At 54.7% G+C, this 21,936-nt stretch carries 24 protein-coding genes and 1 tRNA gene; 13 read left to right on the top strand and 12 right to left on the bottom strand.

Going from position 1 to position 21,936, the window contains the following annotated elements:
- Positions 1–35 precede the first annotated feature (35 nt).
- From RCI_RS14465 to RCI_RS14455, 3 genes are read left to right on the top strand one after another with little or no spacing between them, the layout of a single operon-like run.
- Positions 36–932 carry a hypothetical protein gene (locus RCI_RS14465; protein WP_012037189.1) on the top strand — a complete coding sequence of 299 codons (897 nt, stop codon included), beginning with the start codon at positions 36–38 and terminating at the stop codon, positions 930–932.
- 10 nt (positions 933–942) lie between these two features.
- Positions 943–1,800 carry a hypothetical protein gene (locus RCI_RS14460; RefSeq protein WP_148266648.1) on the top strand — a complete coding sequence of 286 codons (858 nt, stop codon included), beginning with the start codon at positions 943–945 and terminating at the stop codon, positions 1,798–1,800.
- Positions 1,801–2,916: an alkaline phosphatase family protein gene (locus RCI_RS14455; RefSeq protein WP_012037187.1), complete on the top strand. Its 1,116-nt coding sequence runs from the start codon at positions 1,801–1,803 to the stop codon at positions 2,914–2,916. It begins immediately after the preceding gene.
- A 14-nt stretch (positions 2,917–2,930) separates the two neighbouring features.
- Here RCI_RS14455 and RCI_RS14450 read toward each other — a convergent pair whose 3' ends face one another.
- Positions 2,931–3,617, bottom strand: coding sequence for a phosphotransferase (locus RCI_RS14450; protein WP_012037186.1), 687 nt, complete (start codon positions 3,615–3,617; stop codon positions 2,931–2,933).
- 4 nt (positions 3,618–3,621) lie between these two features.
- Positions 3,622–5,076 carry a (Fe-S)-binding protein gene (locus RCI_RS14445; protein ID WP_012037185.1) on the bottom strand — a complete coding sequence of 485 codons (1,455 nt, stop codon included), beginning with the start codon at positions 5,074–5,076 and terminating at the stop codon, positions 3,622–3,624.
- A gap of 127 nt (positions 5,077–5,203) precedes the next feature.
- On the opposite strand from RCI_RS14445, the gene RCI_RS14440 reads away from it, so the two are divergent.
- Positions 5,204–6,106 carry a substrate-binding domain-containing protein gene (locus RCI_RS14440; RefSeq protein WP_012037184.1) on the top strand — a complete coding sequence of 301 codons (903 nt, stop codon included), beginning with the start codon at positions 5,204–5,206 and terminating at the stop codon, positions 6,104–6,106.
- 23 nt (positions 6,107–6,129) lie between these two features.
- Here the strand turns inward: RCI_RS14440 and RCI_RS14435 are convergent, their stop codons facing one another.
- Positions 6,130–6,861: a PAS domain-containing protein gene (locus RCI_RS14435; RefSeq protein ID WP_012037183.1), complete on the bottom strand. Its 732-nt coding sequence runs from the start codon at positions 6,859–6,861 to the stop codon at positions 6,130–6,132.
- A gap of 164 nt (positions 6,862–7,025) precedes the next feature.
- Between RCI_RS14435 and RCI_RS14430 the strand changes: the two genes are divergently transcribed.
- Positions 7,026–7,784, top strand: a complete 759-nt coding sequence (locus RCI_RS14430) for a TatD family hydrolase (protein ID WP_012037182.1) — start codon at positions 7,026–7,028, stop codon at positions 7,782–7,784.
- Between the two features lie 15 nt (positions 7,785–7,799).
- Here RCI_RS14430 and RCI_RS14425 read toward each other — a convergent pair whose 3' ends face one another.
- Positions 7,800–8,435 (bottom strand): thymidylate synthase, encoded by a 636-nt coding sequence (locus RCI_RS14425; RefSeq protein WP_048198717.1) that lies wholly within the window; start codon positions 8,433–8,435, stop codon positions 7,800–7,802.
- A 155-nt stretch (positions 8,436–8,590) separates the two neighbouring features.
- On the opposite strand from RCI_RS14425, the gene RCI_RS14420 reads away from it, so the two are divergent.
- Positions 8,591–9,385, top strand: a complete 795-nt coding sequence (locus tag RCI_RS14420) for an alpha/beta fold hydrolase (RefSeq protein ID WP_012037180.1) — start codon at positions 8,591–8,593, stop codon at positions 9,383–9,385.
- 641 nt (positions 9,386–10,026) lie between these two features.
- On the opposite strand, the gene RCI_RS14415 is transcribed toward RCI_RS14420, so the two are convergent.
- The 5 genes from RCI_RS14415 to RCI_RS14390 form a co-directional block, all read right to left on the bottom strand.
- Positions 10,027–11,499: a sensor histidine kinase gene (locus RCI_RS14415; RefSeq protein ID WP_012037179.1), complete on the bottom strand. Its 1,473-nt coding sequence runs from the start codon at positions 11,497–11,499 to the stop codon at positions 10,027–10,029.
- A 9-nt stretch (positions 11,500–11,508) separates the two neighbouring features.
- The gene (locus RCI_RS17280; protein ID WP_048198715.1) at positions 11,509–11,853 is read right to left on the bottom strand and encodes a hypothetical protein; all 345 of its coding nucleotides are present in this window, start codon (positions 11,851–11,853) and stop codon (positions 11,509–11,511) included.
- Between the two features lie 168 nt (positions 11,854–12,021).
- The gene (locus tag RCI_RS14400) at positions 12,022–12,459 is read right to left on the bottom strand and encodes a universal stress protein (protein ID WP_012037178.1); all 438 of its coding nucleotides are present in this window, start codon (positions 12,457–12,459) and stop codon (positions 12,022–12,024) included.
- Between the two features lie 38 nt (positions 12,460–12,497).
- Positions 12,498–13,598: a sodium:calcium antiporter gene (locus RCI_RS14395; RefSeq protein WP_012037177.1), complete on the bottom strand. Its 1,101-nt coding sequence runs from the start codon at positions 13,596–13,598 to the stop codon at positions 12,498–12,500.
- Positions 13,599–13,720: 122 nt separating this feature from the next.
- A complete protein-coding gene (locus RCI_RS14390) occupies positions 13,721–14,788 on the bottom strand; it encodes a hypothetical protein (protein WP_012037176.1) in 1,068 nt (355 codons plus the stop codon).
- A gap of 326 nt (positions 14,789–15,114) precedes the next feature.
- Here RCI_RS14390 and RCI_RS14385 point away from each other — a divergent pair, with 326 nt between their 5' ends.
- Both RCI_RS14385 and RCI_RS17560 read left to right on the top strand, forming a co-directional pair.
- On the top strand, positions 15,115–16,608 hold the full coding sequence (locus RCI_RS14385; protein ID WP_012037175.1) for a DEAD/DEAH box helicase: 1,494 nt from the start codon (positions 15,115–15,117) through the stop codon (positions 16,606–16,608).
- Positions 16,609–16,699: 91 nt separating this feature from the next.
- Entirely contained in the window at positions 16,700–16,834 is a 135-nt protein-coding gene (locus RCI_RS17560) for a hypothetical protein (RefSeq protein WP_269446482.1), read from the top strand.
- A gap of 71 nt (positions 16,835–16,905) precedes the next feature.
- Here RCI_RS17560 and msrB read toward each other — a convergent pair whose 3' ends face one another.
- On the bottom strand, positions 16,906–17,352 hold the full coding sequence (gene msrB, locus RCI_RS14380; RefSeq protein WP_012037174.1) for a peptide-methionine (R)-S-oxide reductase MsrB: 447 nt from the start codon (positions 17,350–17,352) through the stop codon (positions 16,906–16,908).
- Between the two features lie 176 nt (positions 17,353–17,528).
- On the bottom strand, positions 17,529–17,660 hold the full coding sequence (locus RCI_RS17555) for a hypothetical protein (protein ID WP_269446481.1): 132 nt from the start codon (positions 17,658–17,660) through the stop codon (positions 17,529–17,531).
- A gap of 192 nt (positions 17,661–17,852) precedes the next feature.
- On the opposite strand from RCI_RS17555, the gene RCI_RS14375 reads away from it, so the two are divergent.
- From RCI_RS14375 to RCI_RS14365, 3 genes are all read left to right on the top strand, one after another.
- The gene (locus RCI_RS14375) at positions 17,853–18,332 is read left to right on the top strand and encodes a pyridoxamine 5'-phosphate oxidase family protein (RefSeq protein ID WP_012037173.1); all 480 of its coding nucleotides are present in this window, start codon (positions 17,853–17,855) and stop codon (positions 18,330–18,332) included.
- A gap of 347 nt (positions 18,333–18,679) precedes the next feature.
- The gene (eif1A, locus tag RCI_RS14370; protein ID WP_012037172.1) at positions 18,680–19,018 is read left to right on the top strand and encodes a translation initiation factor eIF-1A; all 339 of its coding nucleotides are present in this window, start codon (positions 18,680–18,682) and stop codon (positions 19,016–19,018) included.
- 303 nt (positions 19,019–19,321) lie between these two features.
- On the top strand, positions 19,322–19,903 hold the full coding sequence (locus tag RCI_RS14365) for a hemerythrin domain-containing protein (protein ID WP_012037171.1): 582 nt from the start codon (positions 19,322–19,324) through the stop codon (positions 19,901–19,903).
- Positions 19,904–19,921: 18 nt separating this feature from the next.
- Here the strand turns inward: RCI_RS14365 and RCI_RS14360 are convergent, their stop codons facing one another.
- Positions 19,922–21,220 carry an MBL fold metallo-hydrolase gene (locus tag RCI_RS14360; protein WP_012037170.1) on the bottom strand — a complete coding sequence of 433 codons (1,299 nt, stop codon included), beginning with the start codon at positions 21,218–21,220 and terminating at the stop codon, positions 19,922–19,924.
- 269 nt (positions 21,221–21,489) lie between these two features.
- On the opposite strand from RCI_RS14360, the gene RCI_RS14355 reads away from it, so the two are divergent.
- Both RCI_RS14355 and RCI_RS14350 read left to right on the top strand, forming a co-directional pair.
- A tRNA-Lys gene (locus tag RCI_RS14355) sits at positions 21,490–21,563 on the top strand.
- A gap of 120 nt (positions 21,564–21,683) precedes the next feature.
- Positions 21,684–21,923 carry a DNA-directed RNA polymerase subunit H gene (locus RCI_RS14350; protein ID WP_012034503.1) on the top strand — a complete coding sequence of 80 codons (240 nt, stop codon included), beginning with the start codon at positions 21,684–21,686 and terminating at the stop codon, positions 21,921–21,923.
- Positions 21,924–21,936: the final 13 nt, after the last annotated feature.

The raw sequence follows: 21,936 nt of genomic DNA, 5'->3' as shown, positions 1-21,936 counted from the left end.
GCACTTAAATCAGAACGGTTTGAGGGTGTTTACTTATGATAAGTTATAGAGTATCGACGATTGTAACGGTTGTATTAGTACTAGTTGCAGCCGCAGCCCTGTCTGGCTGCACCTCGTCCGGCACCGCGGACAATGCAGGCGGCCTGAAATCCGGGCTGCCCGACACGATGGACTTCAGCATTGAGATCACCGGAGGCACGACCTCTCCGGTCACCGTAACCTATGAAGACATGAAAGCGATGGAATTCAAAGAGCTTCTCGGCATATACACGGTTAACTCGGTAGGCACCGAATCGATCGGCGACTACATCGGCGTGCCGCTGCCGTCCATCGTAGCTAAGGCAGGCCTGCCTGAAGGCGAGATTTCCTACAAGATCGCCGCGTCAGACGGGTATAACCTGGTCTACACCTCCGAGCAGCTGGAGAAGTCGATCGTAGCGTTCAAGAAGAACGGTACGGTCATGAAGCCCAACATCAATGACAAGAACTCCATCATCATCGTCGTCCCCAACGAGACCAACAACATGTGGATGAAGATGCCCGCCAAGATCGAGATCATCAAGGGTTCGGCAGCAGAGCCGGCACTCTCAGTTACCGGCCTGACGGACAACAAGCTGTACCTCTCGCTGGACGACCTCAGGGCCCTGCCGCAGGTCAGCTCGTCCTACGTGGACAAGAAGAGCAATGAAACTGTAGCCATTTCCGGCCCGTCGCTGAATGCCCTGCTGGACAGCGCAGCCATCCAGAGCGGCGCCCTCGAGGCAGTCTTCACCGGAAAGGACGGCTACAACAAGAGCATCAGCTTAGCAGACATCCGGGCAGACCCGAACGCGCTGATCACGATCGGTGAAGATGGCAGCCTGAAGAACTACGTGGCGGACCAGCCTTCCGGCACCAGAGTCAGCGACCTTGTTACGATTAAGATCGTGTGAGTGAATGCCGATGGAGAAGGTTTATAAATTTCTCATAGCAGGCCTGGTAGTAGGCCTGCTGGTTGCGGCCATCGGGACTTACGCGGTCACCACGGCTATGCAACAGCCTGAGTCGGACTGCGGCGACTGCCATGAAGGACATGGCAGCGTCGTGGCTCCGGATGTCAACGTCAATGGCACGATTATGCTCACCGGCGATACACATGCTGATGAGTTCGTGCCAGTGGCCGACATCTTCAAACTGAAGCAGAGAGAAGTCAAGACGCTGGTAGCCCAGGACGGAGAAGGAATACCATCCACGGGCACGCCGGTCATGGATTTCCTCAAGGCCCACAGCGTGACGGAATTCGACTACCTGGTGATGTATGCAGACGATTTCGTGCTGATACTAAACAGGTCGGAGATCACCGAAGACACAGTATTTGTGCCGATGGAGTACTCTGTCCGCGTCCTGAGCAGTAACATGCCCATTGCAGCGTGGCTTAAAAATATTAAAACAATAGTCGTAGTTGGCGACGGGGGAGACTCCGTGAAGCTGAACGATAAGAAGATCACGTTCGGGCAGATGCTCGACAATGGCGTAGAGACCATGCCGGTGAGCAAGAAAACAATCGGCTACACGTATCAGGATACTAACTATCAGTACGAGACTGGATATGTAGTCACCGGTATCAGCCTGAAGAGCCTCCTGCTGAAAGAAGGGTACACGGACTTCACTACGGTCACTATAGATGGCGAAGAGATAAGCAGAGACCAGGTTCTCAAGGGCACCCACTTCCTGACAAGGGACGGTGGCAAGATTAAGCTCGCTTCGCAGATCAAGAACAGACAGAACTGGCCTGATGTGGAGACCATCGTGGTGGCATAGATGAAAAATGGAATGGCAGTGACGGCGTTTGCCGTCATGTCAATTTTTATCGTAGCTGCAGTTTCAGGCTGTACAGCCAGCGCCAAAGACTGGTCCATGACCCTGCAGGGTGACCCCTCGATGGCGATCAACCAGTCGGTATACGCCAGCCTGAAGAATTGTAACGAGACGATCGACGAGGTAAACGGCATACCTCTGGAAATCTTCCTGTACTATTACGGGCTGTACCCGGTGACTGCCGTAACGATCGACGAACGCCAGTATGACTGGAGACAGGAAGCCTATGCGTACGATTACGACATGCCCTTCCTGGTGCTGCCTGACGGCAGGATCTACGATGGCAGGGAAACGTATGCGGCAAGCAGAATCAATGTGACTACTTCACATAAGCCTGCACACTCGTCGCTGGAGATACCGGCCTCGATCATGTATTCGCTGACAGGAGAAGGCAGCGAAGGGCTGATCAACGGCAGTGCCAGCCAGATCATACTATACTATGTCGATGCGTTGGGCTACGAGAGATACCAGAAAGCGAAAGCAAACGGCACGATAAACAACATTACGGCGCTGGGAGATCCGATTGAGGCGACCTGCGTATACCCGTCGATCTCACGGGTGAACAGCAGAGCCCTGGTCACCGGTAAGCCGTCCAACCTCACGAAAGGGGACTTTAGAATCGGCATACCTGACGCAGACACGATCCTCGATCGCCTCCAGGCACAGGGTAAGTCTGCTGTCTGGATAGACGGAGTCAGCTCTCCGGTTTTCCTGGGGGACGACATTGTTTACCGGCCCGACACCAACCATAACTCCCGTGAAACCGACGAGATTACGGCAGAGGCAATCCGCCAGTACCTGTCCGGCACCAACATGATATTCGTCCACTTCAAGGACACGGACAAGAAAGCCCACGCTTTCGGCCCGGAGTCCGAACAGGCAGTGGCCGCTTTGATAGACGCGGATAGCGCCATCGGCTGCATCAACTCTGTGCTCTGCCCCGGGACAGTGGTAGTTGTCTACGCCGACCACGGCGTGCACGACATCAGATCAGGCGGAAATCATGGCACATTGCTCCCGGAGGACATGATAGTGCCGATAGTAGTCTATAGAGTATAGTCTACAGGGTATCGTCATCTTGAGAAGGGCCTGAGCACGATCAGGTCCTTCGCTTTTTTCAGCAGGAGTTCCCTCTGGCCCTGGCGGAAGCCGGCGGCCTCGATGAGAGACTTGGCTATGCTGTCCTCGATGTCGTTCAGCTTGATGCCCGACTCGTCCTCGTACCTTTCGATGAAGGAGCGGGCCAGCCTGATCTTTTCGTCGGTGAACATGGGATTGGTATCTAATAAAAAGGAGATTGCCTCGCCTACGTCTTCTTCAGGATTGCCCGGCCGGGACAGCTCAAAGTCGATGCCGTAGATGCGGTCGGCCACGATGAAGTTCTTGAAGATGGCGTCCGACTTGAGCAGTACCTTGCCGTCGTCGTCGATGAAAATCCGGTGGAACCGGGCCAGCCAGGAGGCTACGCCCAGCACAAGATCATTGCGGCATCCTGATTCGACCAGGTCGTTGACAGTCCTGCCCACCACGTACTCCATCAGGATCGCCCGGTCCCGCATCTCATACGGCTTTGGCACAGGGATGCCTACATCATAGGCCTGGCTGAGGACGCGGAACTCGTTGGCACAGCGATCGCTGGTGAACAGTTTCAGGATCATCCGCTTCCCCTCGATATCGACGAGGTATACGTGGTTCTTTTTGCTAGGGAACTTCCGGATGACGGAGAGATCGCCGAACGGGTGCCAGGGCATTTCATCCATCGGGTCACTCCTCCTTCGCAGTCTGTGCCTCATCCGCCGCATGCACCGCATGCGCTGCCATCAGCATATATAGGTCCTGAACGCGGTCCGGGTTTGCGCGCTTAAAGTTCAGATAGCATAGCGGACAGTAGGTGATGACAGTCTTGCCACTGTTTTCCTGCAGCTTCATAGCCCGGGAGGTGGAGAGCATCCGGTCCCACGAGATGAGCCCGCCGCCTGCCCCACAGCAGCCGCCGGTGCTCTCGTCGCCAGCGCCCATCAGGATGCCGCGGACTACTTCTCCCCTGCCTTTCGCGTGACAGGGCTCGTGCAGTATGACGTTCTCAACTGTGACTTTCTTATCCTTCAGCAGGTCGACTGCCAGTAAGATTTCGGGATTAAATCCGTCCCTGCCCCGGTAGAGAGTCCTGAACGACTCGTAGCAGCCCGGGCATACGGTGATGATCCGGCGAATGCCTTCCTGCCTGAAGCGGGCTATGTTTTTATCGACCGCCTCGTATGCAGCCTTCAGGTCACCCAGATTATAGAGCGTGTAGCCACAGCAGGTCTCGTCGGGCAGGCTGTGGTACTGAATCCCTCTCTGGTCAAGGAGAGTCCTTGCCGCTTCCAGTATTTCAGGAGTCCGGAACCTGGCTGTACATCCCATGAACAGGAGTGTGTCACACTTTTGAGTGTCGCACTTCGTGCCGATCATCGTCCCTCCGTCGGCGATGACACCATAAGGGTTACCGGTCGCCTGGACAGCGCTACGAATATTGCTCAGGTGAGATGGAACAATACCCTTGCCAACGGCGATCTTCCGGGCCTGCCGGTTAAACCAGGCGAGCCCGCACTTGTTGCACAGCGTACATCGATATGTCCGGCGTATGGCTTCCTTGTCCAGCTTTCCGGTCACCAGCAGCCTGATCAGCCTGTTGATCGAGCGGTGCGGAGACTGCCAGACGTCCAGCGTAGCCTCCAGCGACGGGCACCGGCACCGCCAGGCCACCAGGAACGGGCAGACCATAAAGCCCGCAAGCGATACGAGGCCCGCGCCGGCCAGCAGGCCGGTACTGATCGGAACTGCCGGGCAGAGCGTGTGGCCTCCGATCAGGTTGGTATACTGTCCGGTATACGGCACGAGAGTCAGGATCGCCATACCGAAAGAGGCCGAGGAGGCGATGACGCGGTATTCTTTTCCCCAGCGCTCGAACCTGAACCGGAAAGTGGTGAGAAAGATAATCAGGCCTGCTGTCGCCAGTATGAGCGTGCTGAACGGCGCGAACGAGCAAAGCGAGTTATATCCGAGATAGTTTTGCCTGAATAGCATGTGATCGGCCGGCGCTTGCGCCTCATGGCAGGAATGGCAGGCCGGGCTGCCTCCTGTGAGCCACGTATCGGGAACAAGAGTCAGGGCGGCGACAGCCAGCAGCATTACAGAAATAAAAAGGGCCAGCTTTCTCCCTGAGTTCGTCGACATAAATTAGTATTTTGGTTCAGATTCTATTAAAAGTTTACTATCAGGTCGATGCTATGGTGATGTTAACTATTTACGCTTACGAAAGGTTTATTGGTCAATCATTTATATACATGGACGAGAGGTTGTTATGTTTTCTAACAAGCGCATGGCAGTATTATTTATTGCCGTAGTAGCTATCGCAATGATAGTAACCATATCCGGCTGCACTACTCCCACCCCAACTCCGGGAGCCACTGCAACGCCGATTGCATCGCCGACAGCTGTCCCGCAGACTATCAAGCTCGCAACCACGACGAGCGTGTACGACACGGGCCTCCTCGACTATGTCCTCGCTCCCTTCGAGCAGGAGAACAACGTCGAGATTCAGATCCTGTCCAGGGGTTCCGGTGAAGCCTTAAAGCTCGGTGAGACCGGCGACGTCGACTTCCTGATCGTCCACAGCCCGGCCGCAGAGCAGAAGTTCATGGATGCCGGCCATGGCTGGAACAGGACTCAGTTTGCCCACAACTTCTTCGTGATCGTGGGCCCGGAGAACGATCCGGCAGGCATCAAGGGCGCCAGTGCCACTGAGGCCTTCAAGAAGATCTATGAAAGCCAGTCCACATTCGTCTCGAGAGGCGACAACTCCGGCACCGCAAACAAAGAGAGCGAACTCTGGAACAAGACCGGCCTGGAAAAGCCGTCCGACGCCAGCATGACCTGGTACAAGTCGACCGGCATGGGCATGGCGGACACGCTGCGCATGGCCGATCAGCTGCAGGGCTACACGCTCAGCGACAAGGGCACTTACCTGAAGAACCAGAAGAATCTGTCGCTGGTAATCCTGATGGAGGACGACCCCGACATGATCAACAAGTACAGCATCATCGCGGTCAACCAGACGGAGCACCCCCACGTGAACTATGCCATGGTAAGCAAGCTCATCGACTACTTCCAGAGCCAGGAAACCCAGCTGATGATCGACAACTATGGTGTAGATCAGTATGGCCAGCGGCTGTTCTACGCAGACCTGCTGAACCAGACTCCCTGAAGCGGCAATGCCGCTTCCCTTTTTTATTGAGAATTACCCGTGTCTGCCTGCCGGCCAGACTCACAAAAAGCTGGAGCGTCACGGCTTATCCTGTAAGCGCCAAGAGTAAGATCGCTGCTGCGCTGAAGCGCTTTATACGCATGATCCAGCATTCCTCGAAGCTCATTCTCCGGCCGGACCTGCTCCATCGCCAGTTCCAGGTAGCCCATTGCGACCTGATTATGGTTCAGAATTGCGTGCATGGTTCCGTTTGAGCATGTGCATCCACGATTACGGTAGGCAGTACATGACTCCGGGGATTTCGATTTCTGCCTGCAGTGCCCGATACAGACGGCACCGAGCAGGGCTCCTTGATCATCCCGTATGGCACTGATATCCCAGGTCACCGGCACTGTATGGCCAGCGCTGGTAAGCAATGGGAGGTAGATGTTGGTCAGATCGCCATACAAGCCTATATCTTTTAGCAGTAAAGATTCCGCCTGATCTCGCAGCGCTGTGCTGAACAGCGTGGATACCGCATCCCTCCCGATGATCGAGCCGGGCGTAAAGCCAGTGACATCGGCGGCGTTTCTGTTAAACAGGCGCACGGTCCCCCGATTATCGACAACCACTGTCAGAAAGGGTTGCGGCTCTGAGATACTATCAAAGAAATCTGAGAAGTCCATGGTATTCGAGAACTCGGCAGAGAGCGTAGAAAAAACTTCGCCTGATGGCTGTTTTACCGTACCGGGGAGACTCGGGTATTGCTGGGTCATAGGTATAACCGCTTGCTTAGCTATTAACTACTTTATAATATATTAAGTGTATATATAATTAACTATCCAGGAAGTAATCAGGATAGGAGCAAGCACCAGATGCTTACATAGTGTTATATGAGTATAAACTAACAGTCAGTGCATGTAATTCTGGGTGAGAGGACATGATTGACACCCACGTACACTTAGATACCAGACCTTACGAGGACTTCGAGCTCATGGCCATCGCCGGTATCACGGATGTGATCACGCTTGCCCATGACCCGATGAGGATGAGCTCCAGCATCGTATTCAGAGACCACTTCGATCGCCTGGAGGAGGAAAAGAAGAGAGCGGGCAAACAGGGCATACGGGTCCATACAGCCCTGGGCTTTCACCCCCGGACCAGGCCTGCCGACCTGGAGGCATGCGAAAACCTGCTGGAAGAGTACTTGAAAAAAGGCTGCGCCATAGCCATAGGAGAAACTGGTCTCGAAACCAGAGACCCCTTTGAAGTCCGCCTCTTCCAGATGCAGATCGAGCTGGCGATGAAGCATAGCCTCCCGATCATCGCTCACAGCCCAAGAAGCAGTAAAGCCCAGATCACCAGAGAGATCATCAATGTCCTGTCTACATTCTCCCTCGATACGGACAAAATTGTGATCGATCACGCAGATGCGGACACGGTCAGGCTGATCGTGGATCGAGGCTATAATGCAGGGCTCACCGTACAGCCGGGCAAGCTCTCCCCTGCCGCTGCCGCAGAGATTGTAAAAAAGCACGACGTCAGCAGGCTGATCATAAATACAGATATGTCATCCAGCCCCACCGACGTGCTTGGCGTGCCCAGAACAGCCCACGTCATGCGGCTGGCTGGAGTAGATTCCGTGGCGATAGATGCGGTCTGCGAGAAGAATGCCAGGCGAGTGTTCGGAATTGGATAAGGGGCTGAGTCGCTTTTATTTCAGCACTGCCTCTACAGCCTGGAAGTCGTCCTCGTAGATGTGGACGTTGTCCCCGAAGCACCGGAGCTTGCCTAAAGTGAAGCCCGAGGGCCCGGTCAGCTCGTCCTTTACCAGTTCCTGGAAGGCCATCAGATTGGCTTCAAAGGCTTTGAACATGTCCCAGGACCGGTAGTGGATATGGACATCCAGCGTATCGTTCTGGTAAGGGTATACCCAGATGCGCTGGAAACATGGCTGATCCTCCTTTTTCGCACAGTCGACGCGGGGTATCCAGGTGATCGCCTGCACCCGCTTTGAGTCGTAGCGCTTGTTCTTGAGCTGTTCGGCCATCCATTTCAGCTGATCGAAGCCTTCGTAGTTAACCATGCGGTCGATGTAGGTATACTCAAAGCCATGCTTGCCTGCGGACTCGCGCTTGAACTGCTCAACGTAATACTTGACGCGCATCGGGCTGCAGAAAGGGTCTTTCGGGTGCCACTTCTGCACGGGATTAGCGATCTCCAGCAGCATACCGTTGACCATCCTGGCCTTAACCCCGTATTCAGTGTTAACGAGCTGTCCTTCCCGGTAGATCTTGCCGATTGCCCATTCCCATGCTTTAGCAATGCTGTCAAATTCGCCTGCGATCATAGCTTGAGCCCCACTCAATCCTGCTGTGTTAGCATATCAGATAGCCCCTGCTTCACTTTAATAATTTCTATCTGCGAGCCGGCCCTGAAGAGATGACATGAAAGAAATTTAAAGAATACCGCATATATGGAGTCAGGAGTTATGGTGAAGTAATAATGGCCTTATACATACATGAATCTGGCACTGCAAATGCCCCCTCTATCGTCTTTTTACACGGCGGCGGGATGAGCGGCTGGATGTGGGATAAGATACTGAGGCTGATGCAGGATTATCACTGCATTGTTCCCGACTTGCCGGACCATGGCAGGAGTAGAAGCGAAGGCCCGTTTTACCACGAGAGGGCGGCCGCTCTGATCTCGGAGGTCATCAAGGCCCGGGCACACGGAGGAAAAGCCCACGTCGTCGGCATCTCTCTGGGAGCCCAGGTATTGCTGGAGCTGCTGGCCAGGTCCCCCGAAGTTGTCGATCACGCGGTAGTGAACAGCCCGGAGCTCAGGCCTGTGCCCGGATCTGGCCTGATGCTGCACCCTCTGCTGTTCGATCCCACGATAAAGCTGACCGTTCCTCTGGCCAGGAACAGGTCGTTTGCCCGGGCCCAGGCGAAGTCATACCATCTTCCAGAGGACATGTTCGAGACATACTTCGAAGATACGAGGCAGACCAGAGGCGAAGTGCTGGCCCGGATACTGAGGGCGAACATGACCTACAAGCTGCCGGCAGCTTTGAAAGACATTCATGTGCCCGTGCTGGCCCTGGCCGGCGAAAAGGAGTACGGCATGATGAAGGCGTCGGCCAGGGACATCGCTGCCACCATGCCGATTGCGACCGCGTATGTGGTAAAGGGCGTCGGACATACGTTCAGCTTCGAGAAGCCAGAGCTGTACGCAGATCTCGTACGGAACTGGATCAACGATCGGCCCTTACCGGAGAAAGTGCTGGTGAGGCTCTGATCTCTTCTCTTTTTAAGTTATTACTGGAACTTTCGGGCATTTGTCCCGATCAAATAGTTTGGCATATAGCCCTTGCAGGTTCTCATATGAACGCTGACGAACGCTGCGCTGTACCCCACCAGATTGCTCAGATAACGTGAGACATCAAAACCAACGCTGCGCTGTGCCAGTCCTCACAGATGCCACAGATTACGATTGATTCCACAGATTTCTCTGCTGAATCCACAGATTACTACTCGATATCACAGATGGAATACGCTAATACTATTCGATCACCTATAGCAATCATAAGACAGTCGATCAGAATATTTTTTATTTATCTGTGAAATCCGTCGTAATCTGTGCAATCCGATAGAAATCTGTGGAATCTGTCGTAATCCGTGAAATCTGTGAGGAATAGCACAGCGCAGCGTTCGACTTGCAGTCTCACCACACAGGAGCAACCAGAGAACGGAATACTTTCACCATGCTCTTGGTTATCTTATATAAGCCCTTGATGACAAGTAGGTATCAGTAACAGAAACCCTCGTACTACACACGCCCTACTCGGTTCTGGGCCAGGTTGTAGTACAGTCCCCAACCTATACTTCAGTTGTGGCCGGGACCTGCCCATCCCACCCTATTTTCCCGGCCATTCCCTCTTATGTTCTGCTAAAAGCGATCGTGAACTTTGTGCCCTTGTGCCGTTCGAGAGATATGCTGCCGTCGAGCTGTTCGACCAGCAGGTTCACAAGCTGCAACCCGAGGGACTCCGAGGTGTGGAAATCGTAGTTTGCCGGCAGCCCGACCCCGTTATCGGCGATCTCCAGCACGACTTTGCTATCCGCTTCGGAAATACGGATCTGGATCTCGCCTGCCCGGCCCTCCGGGAAGGCGTGCTTCAGGCTGTTGGAGATGAGCTCGTTGACGATCAGGCCGCAGGGTACCGCTACGTCGACGCTCATCAGTATGGGCTGGATATCCGTGTTAAGGACAATGTTATCCCGGCCAAGAGCATACGAGTAGAACAGGTTTTTCATGAGGCTGTCAATGTAAGACGAAAAGTCGATCCTGGCCAGATCGCTGGACTGGTAAAGCTTTTCATGCACCAGCGCCATAGCCTGGACCCGGTTCTGGCCTTCTTTGAACAGTTCGGCGTCATCTGGGTCGGTGACGTACCTGGACTGGATGTTCAGCAGGCTCGAGACTACCTGCAGGTTGTTCTTCACCCGATGGTGGATCTCTTTGAGCATGACTTCTTTTTCCAGGAGGGAGGCCTTGATCTTTTCCTCTGCTTCCCTCCTCTCGGTCACGTCCCGGACGATGGCCATGATGTAGTCGCCGTCGAGGATTCTCACGCATTTCAGGTTGAACTCGGCCCAGAAGATCCGGCCGTCTCTGGTCCGGGTCTTCTGGACGGACAGCTTTGGGCCGGAAAGTCTGATTTCGCTGAAATGTCGGAGGATATCCTCCCGGGTGTATTTGTCGCCCGCGTAAAGGCGCAGGAAGTCTGTGTGCATTGCCTCTTCCCGGGTTAGCCCGAAAAGGCTGCAGGCAGTGCTGTTGACGTCGATGGTGTTCCCTGTATCGAGCTCCAGGATGAGGATGCCGTCGCTGGCCCCGTCGAAGATTTCCCGGTACTTCTCTTCAGATTGGCGCAGCTGGTCTTCGATCTGCTGGCGATCGGTGATGTCTCTGGCCACGGCCACGGCGAAGGCCTTGCCGTTGAAGTCGACGGTCCTGATGGCTATCTCGCAGGGTATCCGGGTGCCGTCCTTGCATAGCATCGATGTCACGATGTTCATTCGTTCGGTCTGGCCTGTGAAGAGCGGCAGGATGAGCGCCCTGGTATCGGGATCGATCAGGTTAGCCGGTTCCATAGTGATGAACTCGTTCCGGCTATAGCCGAGCTGTCGGCAGGCAGAGCCGCTCACGTCGGCAAACCGCCCGCTTTCCATGTTGATGAGGAAGATCGCGTCGTTGCTCTCGTCCAGCAGTGCACGGAACTGCTCCAGGTCTGCCAGCCGGCGCTGTAGCTCCGGATAGTAGCTCTTTCGGAAAGAGCGCTCCCCCAGTCCAATGATCTTATCGCGAAGAGAGTGGTAGCCTTCGTCTGTATAGGGTTCAGAGGGCATTTCTATAAATCACCCGGAGATCATCGAGGCTGAGGCGGCGAGGGTTCGTGACCATGCACGGATCGACAATGGCTTTAGCCGACAGGAGCCGGAGGTCCCTTCGCTTACGCCGACGCTGCCGGGGCTTCGATCGAGACCGACGGACCGCAGTAATGCCTGCAGGCCGGCCTCCTCAAGACTTTCGATTACCCGGCCGGTGAGACTGTATCTAATGCAGTTTTTATAGGTCGCGAGCAGGACCTTGCTGCCGCCGAAGTTTTTAGCATAGCGGCCTGCCAGCCTCATTGCCCCGGCGCTGAAGATGAACTCGGGAGCAACGAATTTTCGCAAGTCCTGTATGCTGTTTTTTGACATTTATTTCCACCGTATATAACTAGCTATACAGTTGATGGTTTATCAACTCTCTCTACAGTGATTGTAAGTATTCGCGCGTGAAAAATAGTGCTGGCGCCCCTTCTGCCCCGTCAGCATGAGCGCCATTGTGCGGATAGAAATCTGTTACCTGCGAACTGCCGGAACCGGCTATCGATGCCTGACCAGCAGGACGGGACAGGGGGCGTGCCTCATCACTTTTTCAGAGGTGCTGCCTATGAGCACCCGCTCGATGGCAGAAGTGCCGATCGAGCCGATGACGATGCAGCTCGCGCATATCTCTCTGGAGACACGCACGATCGTATCAGCGGGCTGGCCTTTGAGGATGAACTCTTCGCATTCGACACCATATTTCTCGCAGATCTGGCGAATCCGGCCAGTGGCTTCATTTCCTGCCTGCCGGAGTTCGGTCATACCCTCCGCATAATGGATCCCGGATCTGAAGGCGAGGTCGACGTTGACCACGTTGAGGATGTAGATCTTTGCTCCAAGCGATCGGGCAAGGTAGGCTGCATGTTCCGCCGCTTTACAGGAATAGTCCGAGCCGTCGGTCGGCACCAGCAGTTTTGTGTATTTCAGCTCTTCCATGATGATAGCTCCACGTTTACAGCATTATCGGCCTCTGCTCAGATTAGCAGCAGGACCAGCCCGATGAACACCAGATATAGCAGGCCGCCGATCATCAGGCCGGACATTTTGATCTCCTTATGACTCGACTCTATATAGAGGATGATCGCGGACAGCAGCGCGATGGCGATCGCCGCACCCTGCAACAGGCCGACCTTGTCTGCGGTGTTAAGGTGCCAGCCGGTCAGCAGTATGCCTATCGTGACCGGGATGCAGCTCTGGAAGACCATGGCCCCGGTAATGTTGCCTATGGCAAAGGTATCTTTCTTTTCCCTGATCCAGAGCAGGCTGTTGAACTTTTCCGGCAGCTCCGTGGCGATGGGGGCGATGATCAGCGCCAGGATGAGGGGATTGATGCCCAGGAAGGCAGCGATATCCTTGATCTGGCCTACGAACATGTTGGCACCTACGATGATGAGGCCCAGCGAGGCCAGCACCTGCAAAATGATGAGCAGGGTGGACGGCTCTGCCTCTGTCAGTGTCTTTTTCAGGTCGGCGACGTTCACGTCCGTGGGACACTCCACGGGCTTGCCCGACTTGCCGGTGCACCTCCGGATGACGTTGTCCAGGTAGAGTGCTTTCATGTCCTCATCGCTTTCGCCCACAGTTTCCCCGGTCTTCATAGTGTATAAAACGTAGACGAGGTACAGGGGTACTAGACCCAGGCCCAGAATCCACTTGAAAAGATCAAACTGTGGCGGGACGAGCGCAGCGATTGCGGCCAGTCCGTATGCGAGCAGGAAAAATTTCAGGTCGCGGCGGATTAGCGTTCCGTTTACATGCAGCGTCTTAGTGCCCCGCCTGCGCTGGAACATCAGGACGGAGAGGCCGCAGACGAACAGGGCAAGGGTCGCCAGCATGAAGGGTGCGCCGAGGATAGCGCCTACACCAATCTCTTCTCCGGCATGGCCCCCGATGGTCAGGATGGCGATCAGCGGCACTATAGTCTCGGGCAGCGCGGTGCCGACGGCAGCGAGGACGCTGCCCACAGCACCTTCTGATAACTTGAAGCGCCGCCCTGTCCACTCGACGCCGTTAGTAAAGAGCTCGCATCCGATCAGGATGACTACGAAGCTCAGGAAGAATATGATTAGATCCATAGGATATCTATCCTTAACAATCTCCGGAGCGATAAATAGTTTTTGAGGTGGTTAGGCCCTGATCCGCTGGTCTGCCACGGATTCCGGGTATTGCGATGACGATAGTAGCGCGCATGCCGGTTTCATGCACAGGTTGCCGAAGTAGCTGACGGCCTGCCTGCGGCAGATTCCAGGCTGATGGACTCCATGATCTTCCAGGCACCTGCGAGGCCTGAGTCTTCGATCCGGTCCTCACTGTTAGATAGCAGGTATTCCCCAAGATCGCTCGCCCAGGCCTGTTCGAAGCCGGAAGGCAACCGTACGCAGATCTGCTGGATGGGATCATAGTATTCCCCCGAGGCGCTGGTACCACAGAGGCTGTCCGCTATCCACCGGTAGCCGGATTCTTTAAGCCTGCCGGCCTGTAAACCGCCTGCACCCGGAATCGCCGCTTCATCGATCTCCCTGCCGAGTTGTCGCAAGCTGTACGGCTTGTTCATCTGGTGGTCTTTCAGGAAAATGCCGATCCGGTTAGCTTTCTCCACCCACAGGGGGTTAAACCGGAACGAGTACAGGATGGTCTGCAAAAGGCCTTTCAGTCCGTCAAGCCTGCCGGGCTCGGCCCTGATTGAGACGAGGTTATCTGCCATCCAGAAGATACACTCGATAAAAGCGCTGCCGACAGGGATTTTGAATATGAACGTAGTCACAGTACAATAGAGAGCCTCCTCATACCGTTTACCCTGGCTCCGGTATCTGACCCTGATTCCCGCCCCCGACGAGGAAGCTGAGCCGCCGCTGGACCTCAAAGTAGTTTCGAACCCTAGCGTGCTCTCCATACGGACAGGCTGGATATCCCGGATTATGGCGAGATCGTCAAGCCCAGGCCTGAGAGCCGGCAGCATGATCTGGTGGAGAAACTCGGAGGAGTCGAGCAAGGGGCAGAGAGTTGCGCCCAGATACCTGGTGCCTGCAGGATGAGTAAGCAGGATTTGAGGCAGGCTGGTCCAGACGAACGCCTGGCCTGGAAGAAACTGCATCTCTACCCCGTCACCGGCTATCTTGAAGCCGCTGGTCGAAGGCATCATAGTATCGTCGACCGACCACCTGATGCCTCCCTCGAAATCCCACCCGGCCGGTGCGAGCAGGCTGAAGGCTTCCAGCCCCGTACACGCTTTGTCGAGGCAGCTCACAGTCTTAAAGCGCAGCAAATGTCAGTCCCCCTGTTAGTCGGCTGCAAGTTCCAATATTGCTGAAACCCTGCACTTGATAATATTAAGGCTGATTATAAGCGAGATCCTGTGTGCTGGAGACTGGCGAGAGCCGGGAGGGCAGAGACCGCCAGGGAGCCGGCACAGGATAACTATTTATACGTTTCACCCGGGCCACTTATCATGAATGATCCGGTAAAACTGCCCCCGTCTAAAAGCAAAGTGCAGGAGACACCGGAACTGCGACGAGTGCAGAATGTATCACGCCGCTTAAGATCAGTTGCCGTACTGCGATCGGCCGCAGCCGGAGAAGGGAGTTTTACCAGATGGTCAAGTTTACGGAGTTAAACCTCACCCCCAGCATCGTTAGAGCAGTCCATGAAATGGGCTTCGAAGAAGCCACCCCCATTCAGGAGCAGGCGATACCCCTGGCCATGGAAGGAAAAGACCTGATAGGTCAGGCCCGCACAGGCACGGGTAAGACGGCTGCGTTCGGCATTCCGATGGTGGAGGCCATCAGGCCGACCTCGAAAGGCGTACAGGGCCTGGTAGTGGTGCCGACGAGAGAACTGGCAGTACAGGTGGCAGAAGAGCTGACCCGGATAGGCAAGGTCAGAGGCATTCGCTCTGTCGCCATCTATGGCGGCCAGGACTTCAGGTCGCAGGTTAAAGCCCTGGAGGAACTGCCACACATCGTCGTGGGTACCCCGGGCCGCCTGCTGGAGCACATGAGGCGGGAGTATGTCAGGACCAGCGATATCCGGATCGCTGTCCTCGACGAAGCCGATAAGATGCTCGACATGGGGTTCATCGACGAGGCCGAAAAAATTCTCAAAAAGCTGCCCGAAAGGCGCCAGACGCTGCTGTTTTCAGCCACGCTGTCGCCCCCGGTGCAGATGCTTGCCCGGAAGTACCTGAAAGACCCTGAACTGATCGAATTTGAGGAAGAGGGCATCACTGTGCCCACCACAGTGCAGTACTACATCGAGATGCCAGAGAAGCAAAAGTTTGAGGCGCTCACGCGCCTGCTCGACCAGGAAAAGCCGGAGCTGGCCATCGTGTTCGTCGCGACCCGGATCAGGGTAGGGGAACTGGCTAAAGCCCTCGTGGAGCGGGGTTATCACGCGCTGGGCCTCCACGGGGATTTGCTCCAGTACCAGCGGGAGAACACACTGGACAAGTTCAAGGCCGGCGAAGTCAGCATTCTGGTCGCGACCGACGTCGCTGCAAGAGGGCTGGATATCCAGGGCGTCACCCACGTCTATAACTTCGACATACCCCGGGATCCGGATAGCTACGTGCACAGGATCGGCCGCACGGGCAGGGCCGGGAACGCGGGCACCGCTACTACTTTTGTCACGCCGAAGGATAAGACGGCCTTAGAGGCCATCGAACAGGCGATCGATCACCAGATCACAAGTAAGCCCGCCCCCGGCGGCGCTGAGTCTACTGAGAAGAACATAGAGGCGGTGATTGAGAAGATCCGGGGGGAGATAGAGATCAGGGACCTGTCGTTTTACCGGGACTACGCTGAGAGCCTGCTCAATTCAGGTGACCCGGCAACGATACTGGCCGCAGCCCTGAGAATTCTGAGCAAGGCGGAAGAAAAGCCCCAGATAAGGCTGACGGAGATCCCCGAGCCGGTCGCCCCTGACAGAAAGGCAGAGAAAGGCCATGGCAAGGGAACAGGACACCCAAAGAAGGGGAGCTATAGTAAAGGCTATGGCCATAAAGACGAAGGCGACCGTAAGAAGGCCGGCGCTCAGAAGCCTAAAGGCAGCGCATTTAAACAGTTCGCGAAGAAGGGCGGGAAAAAGTAGCCCGGCTGTGGCCTAACGCCGGCTGCTGTACGTGTCTCGATTTACTAACGTATTTCGTCCCGGCACCCGATATTCTAGTGAGCTTGACACTATGCCAGAAAAGAAGCCGGAGAAAAAAGAAGAGGAAAAGAAGAAGAAGCGCCAGCGGAAAAAGGAACACCGCAACGTCGAGCCGGCGGAGGAGCCGGTGAAAGGGCCGATGGGCGAGGATATCTACCAGGCGTAAGTTATTGCCGAATCGCCGGGCGCCGTATCGGGAGAGACGTACCTGCCCGCCCCGGGGCAGATACAGCATGCCTATTTTTCGAAAAGTTTCCTGTACTTGCCGTACCCCTCTTTTTCCAGATCCTCTTTGGGGATGAACCGCAGGGCCGCCGAGTTGATGCAGTAGCGCATGCCTGTCGGCGCCGGGCCGTCGTTGAAGAGATGGCCGAGATGGGAGTCAGCTTCTTTGCTGCGGACCTCCGTCCGAATCATGCCGTGGCTGGTGTCCTGCTTTTCTTCGACTTTGCCTTCATCGATGGTCCGGGAGAAGCTGGGCCACCCGCAGCTTGAGTCGAACTTGTCCTTAGAGCTGAACAGGGGCTCTCCAGAGACGATATCGACGTAGATGCCTTCCCGGTGGTCATCCCAGAACTCGTTGCGGAACGGCGGCTCTGTGCCGCTCTCCTGAGTGACTTCGTATTGCAGCGGCGTCAGTTTCTTCTTCAGCTCTTCTTTAGAGGGCTTCTTAAACTGAGTCATCAACTTCACATCCAGAGCGTATAGAAGAATCAAATCATATGGCATGATAAGCTTTTATGCCGGGCAATTCTCGGCGTAGCTTATCATTTCGACGATAAGCCGGCCACGGGCCGCTATCGGGGAGAGCAGCCGGGCAAAGAGAGATTAGCAGCCCTGACAAAGGCTGTTAAAAAGACTCAGGCCTTCAGCTCTGCGGGCAAGCCCGAGCTTTTGCAGGCGCAGGTGAAGCAGAGCACGACCAGCTCGCCTTCGATCATGGCATAGAAAGGAAGGCTCGCGTTCCTGTTGCATTTTGAACATTTTTCCATCTTTTTTCACCGGAAACTAAATTTAGTATATTTAAATAGATATACTTATTGGTCTGTAGCTATACGATTATATATTTATCGCTTAGATCATGTAAGCCATATACCCGTACAAGGGAGAGATCACTTTTTCCGTCGGCGGAGTTTTTCATTTCAGGCCACTTATAAAAATTCAGAGCTACCGGAGGAGATGTCGTGAACATCCTGAAAATACCACCGATGCCCAGGGAGGAATACGATCAGCTGATCAAAGAGCAGTTCATCGCCCGCATTGCCTTTAAGGGCGATGGCAACACATACATCGCCCCGTTCATGTACGTGTTCGACGGGAGGCACATGTACTTTTTATCTACCAGATATGGCAAGAAGGTCGAGTACTTCAAGAAAAGTCCCGCTGTTTCCGTGGAAGTCGAAGAGTACGCCCCGGACATGTCCCGCTACAGGTTTGTCACCCTCACCGGCCGGCTGGAGGAGGTAAAAAAGGCAGACGAAGCCCGGGCCGCCCGCAGGAGATTCCTGGACATGTTAAGCAATCGGAAGATATCCCGCAATGCGCTTGCGGCTCTCGGACACCACCCGGACGAGCCTTTTGACTCAATCCTGTCAGACAGCGGGACTGCCGTGTGGAAGCTGGTCGACGTCGAAGAGATTGTAGGGCTAAAAAACATCAGCTAGAAATCCAGGCGAGCCCGTAACGGGTAAAGCCGCAGATGACCCTGCTTTTCCGGCATTGCACACATTTAAATAGTAGAACAGTATTTAAATATATTGTAACATAAATTATTTGTTGCATTATATTGAGCTGATGAGAATTTAACGGCCGGAGACATTTCGGGCCGAGTGAGATGCACGGCAGGTAATCCTCGAGAAATATAAAAGGAGCCGGTCGCCGTCTGTTTTGGTCATCCGGTCAGACCGGAATACAGGTTTCACTCATCATAAATAGCGTGTACTATCGGCCGTATTCAGGCGGGTGTGGTGCATGGAACAGCCAGAGAACATAAAATAGGAGATGTGATGTTTTGAACAGAAACAGTCAGAAGCGAGTTAAGAAAACACAGGCCGCAGGCATGGGTGGAGAAGTTGTACGCGTCAGGACCCCGAGGAAAGACCTGGGAGAGATTTTAGGAACAGTTACCGGAATGCTGGGCGGCAGCAGAGTGACGGTAGCCTGTATGGACAGCATTACCCGCATGTGCCGCATCAGGGGAAAGATGAAAAAGCGGACGTGGGTCAGGGAAGGAGACACAGTCATAGTCGTGCCCTGGGAAATCCAGGACGACAAGGGCGACGTGGTCTGGAGATACACAGGTCCGCAGACAGACTGGCTCACCAGGAAAGGCTACTTTAATAACGGTTAGCCAGATTATCGACTCGCCCGTCAATGATCCGTTTATACCAGTATTGCTGGTAATGGCCGATGCGGGCGTACAAGTATCAGGCGGGTACGAGTACCCGGCGGCCGTCAAGGCCGGGATATCCATAGTGCCAGTTTCGCGTCCGCGAAACTGACAATAATCTGCCCGTTTTATACGATTCGATTCTTACATCTTTTGATAAAGGTTATCATCCCGGGCGCCGATTATGAAAGGCACGCGCGGCAGCTATTGCGGTGCATCCCGCGAGCGATCGGATGAGCGGACGAAAGATTACAGGTCGGTTCCATGTTACCCATCGGGCAGTTGATGATTGAGCACAGGCTGATCGAAAGGATGATCAGCCTCATGAAAGACGAGATGGACTGGATAGGGGAAACCCACGCGGTGGACCCCGTGTTTCTCGAGACTGCAGTGTACTTCATGAGGCAGTATACGGACATCTGCCACCACGGCAAAGAAGAGGACATATACTTCTCCGCCCTGGAGAAAAAGCCGATTACCCCGGAGCTTCGGAAGACTCTGGAAGACCTGATCGAAGAGCACGCCTTCGCCCGCCGGACAGTGGACGAGATAGAGGCAGCCAAAAACAGTTTTGTGAAGGGAGACAAGGAAGCGGTAGCCCAGATCATCGCAGCCCTGAACATCATCACGATCTTTTATCCGCAGCACATAGACAAGGAAGATCACCACTTTTTCTACCCGAGCATGGAGTACTTCTCGAAAGAAGAGAAGGATCAGATGCTCCGCGAGTTCTCAGCCTTCGACACCAGGCTGTACCACGACGAGCACAAGCGCATCGTCGAAGAGCTCGAACGCAGGAAGGCAGAGCAAAAAAAGAGCGGCCCACCATCCGGGGCCAGAGCTTAAACCGTTAGTCAGAGGTACTTATATTAGGTACTCGTCCCCGATCTTCGGGGCATAGGCGTTGACGTCGTACTCCTGTCTGATCCAGGCGGCGAACTCTTCGGTCCGGTCGCCGTGGACGCAGAAGACGTCTGTGGTGCCTCTGTCGACCATGTGCTTGACGATGGCCTTGAGCTCTGATTCACCGCTGTGGGCGCTGAAGCTGTACTGCTCGAGCTGGCAGCGGAGCTTCACGATCTCGCCGTCGAGATCCATGGTGCCAGTGTTCAGGGCGGTGCGGCCGTTGGTGTTCTCCACCTGGTAGCCGGTGAGGATGACCTTGTTCTTAGGGTTGTCGTAGATCTTCTTGAGGTAAGTCAGCACGGGGCCGCCGTTGAGCATGCCTGCGGTGGTGACCACGACGCATGGCTCGTCCATGAGGGATTTTCGCATGCTTCCCTTCACAGTGGTAGAGTAGCCGTAGGCAGACCTGAGCCTGCCGGGGTCCCGGAGGTACTCGGGCTCCTTGAGGAAGATGTCGGTGACTTCTCTGCCCATGCCGTCGACGTATGACGGGATGCGGTGCTCCTTGAGGATGAGGAGGATCTCCTGGGTCCTGCCGATGGCGAAGCTCGGGATGACGACGTTGCCGCCAATATCAAGGGTGTACCGGATGGACTCGATGAACTTTTCCTCCAGCTTCTGCCGGTCCGGGTGGTCCTTGCCGAAGTAGGTGCTCTCGATCATTAGTGCGTCTGCCTCGGGGTAGTGGATCTTAGAGCCGCGGAGCAGCCGGGTATCGGTGTTCTTGATGTCCCCGGTGTAGAGCAGCGACTGCTTCCCGTTTTCCACGTAGACGAGAGAGCTGCCGGGAATGTGGCCGGCGTCAAACAGGGTGATAGTATGATTGTCATGTTCATACGCGTCAAGGTACTCCATTTCCCGGGTCAGGCGCAAAAGCTGGCGCATGTCCGCAGGATCGAAAGGCACGAGGGCGTGGGATGACTCCGCTATCTCCATTGTATCCTCGGCGAGAAGCCTTGTCAGCTGCTTGGTGGGAGGCGTCGCGATGACCTTAGGCTCCAGGTCCATCAGGTTTGGGACTACGCCGCAGTGATCGAGGTGACCGTGAGACACGACGACAACCTCGGGACGGACGTCGCCCTGAGGGTATTCGGGCGGGTCGCTGGGCTTGATGCCATAGTCCAGCAAGATTTTATCGTCGATGAGAAATGCGGACCTGCCGACTTCCCGGCCCGCTCCGTGAATACTGATCTGTATGCTAATTACCTCCGTGTAAAAGGAAAAGAAGCCTGGGTGCCAGGCGATAGTCCAAAGCACAAACTCTTTTCCGCGTAGATATTTAACTATTTCTGTCACCTCATAATATAAATACGAGATAATTACGATACGGTGATAGCTGTGAAAATAGCTAAATCCATAGTTCGCATATCATTTTTAGACATGGAAAACTATAAATCCTAGATGCGCTATTCATAGTGCCGTCAAATAATAAGTTCTATAACTGTATGGTGAGTGCCGCGATACATCCCATCTGTGTCGCAAATTTGACAAAAACAAAAAACAGCCAACGTTGCATCATCCGGAGAGGGCTCATAGCTCAGTTAGGTAGAGCGCCTGGCTTTTAACCAGGCGGCCTGGGGTTCAAATCCCCATGAGCCCGCTCACCCTATATTATAGAACTATTTTGCGCGTTCCCAGATGGATACAGCACACCCTCGGGGGATGCGGCTGCATCCCCCGGGATGCCAAATCGCCATACAGTTTTAAGGAGGAAGGCAGGTTGACTAAAAAATTTAACGTACTGGAGCACGAGCTTGTGCCCGAACACATCCTTTTGAGTGAAGAGGAAGCGGCCGAAGTATTGAAAAAGTACAACATTTCTAAAGGTCAGTTGCCGAAGATTAAGACCTCCGACGTAGTCGTCAAGCAGATCGGTGCGCAGCCGGGCGACGTCATCAAGATCATCAGAAAGAGCCTGACTGCAGGCAAGGCAGTGGCATACAGGCTCGTTATCGAGTAAGAGGGAATCCACC

Source organism: Methanocella arvoryzae MRE50 (assembly GCF_000063445.1).
GTDB lineage: Archaea > Halobacteriota > Methanocellia > Methanocellales > Methanocellaceae > Methanocella_A > Methanocella_A arvoryzae.
The sequence above is the reverse complement of the archived record's forward strand: the minus strand, read 5'-3'. Positions and strand labels throughout refer to the sequence as shown.

Excerpts from the sequence above, each read along its gene's own strand:
- RCI_RS14465 (WP_012037189.1), top strand. The coding sequence starts at position 36 with ATGATAAGTTATAGAGTATCGACGATTGTAACGGTTGTATTAGTACTA.
- RCI_RS14460 (WP_148266648.1), top strand. The coding sequence starts at position 943 with ATGGAGAAGGTTTATAAATTTCTCATAGCAGGCCTGGTAGTAGGCCTG.
- RCI_RS14455 (WP_012037187.1), top strand. The coding sequence starts at position 1,801 with ATGAAAAATGGAATGGCAGTGACGGCGTTTGCCGTCATGTCAATTTTT.
- RCI_RS14450 (WP_012037186.1), bottom strand. The coding sequence starts at position 3,617 with ATGGATGAAATGCCCTGGCACCCGTTCGGCGATCTCTCCGTCATCCGG.
- RCI_RS14445 (WP_012037185.1), bottom strand. The coding sequence starts at position 5,076 with ATGTCGACGAACTCAGGGAGAAAGCTGGCCCTTTTTATTTCTGTAATG.
- RCI_RS14440 (WP_012037184.1), top strand. The coding sequence starts at position 5,204 with ATGTTTTCTAACAAGCGCATGGCAGTATTATTTATTGCCGTAGTAGCT.
- RCI_RS14435 (WP_012037183.1), bottom strand. The coding sequence starts at position 6,861 with ATGACCCAGCAATACCCGAGTCTCCCCGGTACGGTAAAACAGCCATCA.
- RCI_RS14430 (WP_012037182.1), top strand. The coding sequence starts at position 7,026 with ATGATTGACACCCACGTACACTTAGATACCAGACCTTACGAGGACTTC.
- RCI_RS14425 (WP_048198717.1), bottom strand. The coding sequence starts at position 8,435 with ATGATCGCAGGCGAATTTGACAGCATTGCTAAAGCATGGGAATGGGCA.
- RCI_RS14420 (WP_012037180.1), top strand. The coding sequence starts at position 8,591 with ATGGCCTTATACATACATGAATCTGGCACTGCAAATGCCCCCTCTATC.
- RCI_RS14415 (WP_012037179.1), bottom strand. The coding sequence starts at position 11,499 with ATGCCCTCTGAACCCTATACAGACGAAGGCTACCACTCTCTTCGCGAT.
- RCI_RS17280 (WP_048198715.1), bottom strand. The coding sequence starts at position 11,853 with ATGTCAAAAAACAGCATACAGGACTTGCGAAAATTCGTTGCTCCCGAG.
- RCI_RS14400 (WP_012037178.1), bottom strand. The coding sequence starts at position 12,459 with ATGGAAGAGCTGAAATACACAAAACTGCTGGTGCCGACCGACGGCTCG.
- RCI_RS14395 (WP_012037177.1), bottom strand. The coding sequence starts at position 13,598 with ATGGATCTAATCATATTCTTCCTGAGCTTCGTAGTCATCCTGATCGGA.
- RCI_RS14385 (WP_012037175.1), top strand. The coding sequence starts at position 15,115 with ATGGTCAAGTTTACGGAGTTAAACCTCACCCCCAGCATCGTTAGAGCA.
- RCI_RS17560 (WP_269446482.1), top strand. The coding sequence starts at position 16,700 with ATGCCAGAAAAGAAGCCGGAGAAAAAAGAAGAGGAAAAGAAGAAGAAG.
- msrB (WP_012037174.1), bottom strand. The coding sequence starts at position 17,352 with ATGACTCAGTTTAAGAAGCCCTCTAAAGAAGAGCTGAAGAAGAAACTG.
- RCI_RS17555 (WP_269446481.1), bottom strand. The coding sequence starts at position 17,660 with ATGGAAAAATGTTCAAAATGCAACAGGAACGCGAGCCTTCCTTTCTAT.
- RCI_RS14365 (WP_012037171.1), top strand. The coding sequence starts at position 19,322 with ATGTTACCCATCGGGCAGTTGATGATTGAGCACAGGCTGATCGAAAGG.